Source organism: Nocardia sp. NPDC055050, assembly GCF_053608345.1.
The window spans coordinates 1-3,271 of the sequence record NZ_JBSGVG010000088.1 but is presented as its reverse complement, the minus strand read 5'-3'; the positions used below and the strand labels follow the sequence as shown (position 1 = coordinate 3,271).

General features: G+C 69.4%; 4 protein-coding genes. 3 read left to right on the top strand and 1 reads right to left on the bottom strand.

What is annotated here, in order from left to right:
• Together ACWGCN_RS35735 and ACWGCN_RS35730 are read left to right on the top strand one after the other, a co-directional pair.
• The coding region (locus ACWGCN_RS35735; protein WP_452529191.1) for a DNA recombination protein RmuC at positions 1-544 on the top strand (544 nt) is incomplete at its 5' end.
• Positions 545-595: 51 nt separating this feature from the next.
• Positions 596-1,441 carry a DUF6542 domain-containing protein gene (locus ACWGCN_RS35730; RefSeq protein ID WP_452460114.1) on the top strand — a complete coding sequence of 282 codons (846 nt, stop codon included), beginning with the start codon at positions 596-598 and terminating at the stop codon, positions 1,439-1,441.
• Positions 1,442-1,501: 60 nt separating this feature from the next.
• On the opposite strand, the gene ACWGCN_RS35725 is transcribed toward ACWGCN_RS35730, so the two are convergent.
• On the bottom strand, positions 1,502-2,521 hold the full coding sequence (locus tag ACWGCN_RS35725; protein WP_387445875.1) for a 4-hydroxy-3-methylbut-2-enyl diphosphate reductase: 1,020 nt from the start codon (positions 2,519-2,521) through the stop codon (positions 1,502-1,504).
• A gap of 114 nt (positions 2,522-2,635) precedes the next feature.
• On the opposite strand from ACWGCN_RS35725, the gene ACWGCN_RS35720 reads away from it, so the two are divergent.
• Entirely contained in the window at positions 2,636-3,229 is a 594-nt protein-coding gene (locus tag ACWGCN_RS35720) for a lipid droplet-associated protein (RefSeq protein ID WP_378996598.1), read from the top strand.
• The last annotated feature ends 42 nt before the right edge of the window (positions 3,230-3,271 follow it).

Genomic DNA, 3,271 nt, shown 5'->3' with positions numbered 1-3,271 from the left:
CCCCGGCGCACGCACCCCATTGCTGGCCCGCCACGCCAAACACCTGCGCGCCCACGTCGACCAATTGGCCGACAAGGCGTACTGGGCGGCCTTCGATCCGGCACCGGAGTTCGTCGTGCTGTTCGTGCCCGGCGACCCGTTCCTCGACGCCGCGCTCACCACCGATGCCGACCTCTTGGAGTACGCGTTCGGCCGGAACGTGATCCTGGCAACCCCCACTACATTGATCGCGCTGCTGCGGACGGTGGCGTTCAGCTGGCGGCAGGAAGCGCTCTCGCGCGATATGGCAACGGTGCAGCAACTGGGCAAGGAGCTCTACACCCGGTTGGGCAAGGTCGCCGAGCATCTGGACAATCTGGGCGTGAATCTCGGTAAGGCCGTAGCGGCTTTCAACGCGACCGTGGGTTCGGTGGAGTCGCGGGTCATGGTCACCGCGCGCCGGATGCACGATCTCGGCATCGCCGATCAGGAGCTCCCGGCAATCCGGCTCACCGAGACCCGACCACGCGTCGTCGCGTTCGCCGACGTCGAGGATCGCGTCTGAGATCCCCGTGCCGTGGCGCCCACAGGGCCGATGTGCAGTTAGTGTCATAGTGTGGCTGCTTCCCAACGTGCGCGACCCCGGGTGCCCGCGCCGCAACGTTCGATCGTGCCCTCGGTACCCGGCATCCCCGCCTGGGCCGCGATTCTGCTCGCCGCGGGTGCGACAGGTCTCGGGTTCCTGATCGACGGATTCGGCGGCGAGACCTATCCGACCGGCACGTTCTCGGCGCTGTATGTGCTCGGCTGCGTGCTCGCTGTCTGCGCGGTGCGCTTCCGCGGCCTGTTCTCCACCATGGTGATGCCGCCGCTGCTGCTGTTCGTCGCGGTGCCCCTGGCCTGCCAGATGCTGGGTGGCCGCGCCACCACGTCGATCAAAGACGTGCTGATGAACCTGATCATCCCGCTGGTGGAGCGCTTCCCGACGATGGCGCTGGCCACCGTGCTGGTGCTGGCGATCGGCGGAGCCAGGATCGCGATCGCCAAGCGCGCACCCCAGACCGCTCGCCCCACCCCGGAGCGCCGGACCGAACGCAAGCCGGTCAAGCGCCGTCGCCCCGAGCCGGCCCCCGACCTCGCCACCGCCGCCCGCAAGCGGCCGCGCCGCGGCACCGCGGTACTGGACGAAGCCGATACCGAGGTCGACATGGCGAGCCCGGCTCGCCGACCCGCCCGGCCCACCGAACCGAAACGGACGCCCGCCGCGGCCCGGCCCCGCGAGCCTCGCGCCGCCCGCGGTGAACCCCGCGCCGCCCGCGCGGCCGCCGCACCGCGCGAACCCGAACCGGCCAGGGTCCCCCGCCGCCGTGGCGACGCACCCCCGCATCCGCAGCCGAACGTGCGCTATCGAGACCGCGCCGACTCCGCCCGCACGGAACGACGTCGCCCCGACAACGTCTGAGAACGAAGAATCCCCGCCGAGATCGATCGGCGGGGATTTTCTGTGTTCAGCCCAGGCGGGTCAGCTCTGCGAAGGCGCGTCCCGGCGGGTGGGGCGGAGCTCACGAGGCAGGGAGAACACCAGTGTCTCGTTGGCCGTGGTCACCGGCTGGACCTCACCGAAGCCGTGTTCGGCCAGCAGGTCGAGGACCCCGGTCACCAGGATCTCCGGCACCGACGCGCCGGAGGTGATGCCGATGGTCCGCACCCCGTCGAGCCAGGCCAGATCGACCTCGCGCGCGTAGTCGACCAGATACGCCGCCTTCGCGCCCGCGCCGAGCGCCACCTCGACCAGTCGCACCGAGTTCGACGAGTTGCGCGAACCGACCACGATCACCAGATCGCATTCGGGCGCCATCGCCTTGACCGCGGTCTGCCGGTTGGACGTGGCGTAGCAGATGTCGTCGCTGGGCGGGTCCTGCAGCGTCGGGAAACGTTCGCGCAGCCGCTCGACGGTCTCCATGGTCTCGTCGACCGAGAGCGTGGTCTGCGACAGCCAGATCACCTTCGACGGGTCGCGCACGGTCACCTTGTCCACCGAGTCGGGCCCGTCGACCAGCTGCACGTGCTCGGGCGCCTCGCCGGCGGTGCCCTCGACTTCCTCGTGGCCTTCGTGGCCGATCAGCAGGATGTCGAAGTCGTCGCGGGCGAACCGCTTGGCTTCCTGGTGCACCTTGGTGACCAGCGGACAGGTGGCGTCGATGGTGCGCAGGTTCCGTTCGGCGGCGGTCTCGTGCACGATCGGCGCGACACCGTGCGCGGAGAACACGACCAGCGCGCCCTCGGGCACCTCGTCTGTCTCGTCGACGAAGATCACGCCCTGCTCACGTAGTGTTTCCACCACGTGGCGGTTGTGCACGATCTCCTTGCGCACATAGATCGGGGCGCCGTGTTTCTCGAGAGCCTTCTCCACGGTCTCGACGGCGCGGTCGACGCCTGCGCAGTAGCCGCGCGGCTCGGCCAGCAGCACGCGCTTGCCACCGGCAGCATTCGCGCCCGCGGAGCGCGTGATACCGACGTTCAAGGGGATTGCCGAGGTCATATCCCACAGCTTACGTGCGCGCGAGAGGCCCGATCAGGTCGGATCAAGGGGCGAAAGTCACACAACAGGGGTGTGGACCTTTGCATCACACCCGGTTTGCGGCAGGCTGGAGTCATGTTTCGACCTCCGTTCCTGGCCAGGGTGGCCGCCGGCGCCGCCGTATACGCCTTAGAAGAGACCCGGCGACTGCCCGTCGCCGCGGTCAATTTCCCGATCACCGCGCTCAGTCGCGTGCTGCAGACCACGATGCATCTGCAGCAGTTCGTCACCAGCCTCGCGCTCAAGGGTGACGGTGTGTTCGAGCGGCTGGGTTCGGCTCCGGCCGAGCAGCCCGCCTGGGCCACCTTCGACGAGGACCTGGAGCCCGCGCCCGCCACCAACGGCCACACCAGCCGCTTCGACCTGTTCGAAGCGCCGGAGGCCCCGCAGACCAACGGCAAGGCCGTGCCCGCGTCGCTGCTGCTGCTCGAGACCGAGGAAGAGGTCATCGAGCCCGCCGACGAGCCCACCGAGGAGGAGGTCGTAGCCCCCGAGGTCGCTATCCGCTACGACTACCCCGCGATGACGCTGGCCCAGCTGCGCGCCCGGCTGCGGATGCTGACCGTCGAGGAGCTGGCCCAGCTGCTGGCCTTCGAACAGCAGACCCGCGCCCGCGCCCCCTTCGTCACGATGCTCACCAACCGCATCGCCACCGTCCAGGCGCAGTGACAGACTGTCCGTCGAAGCGGCCGCCATCCGACACCTCGGATG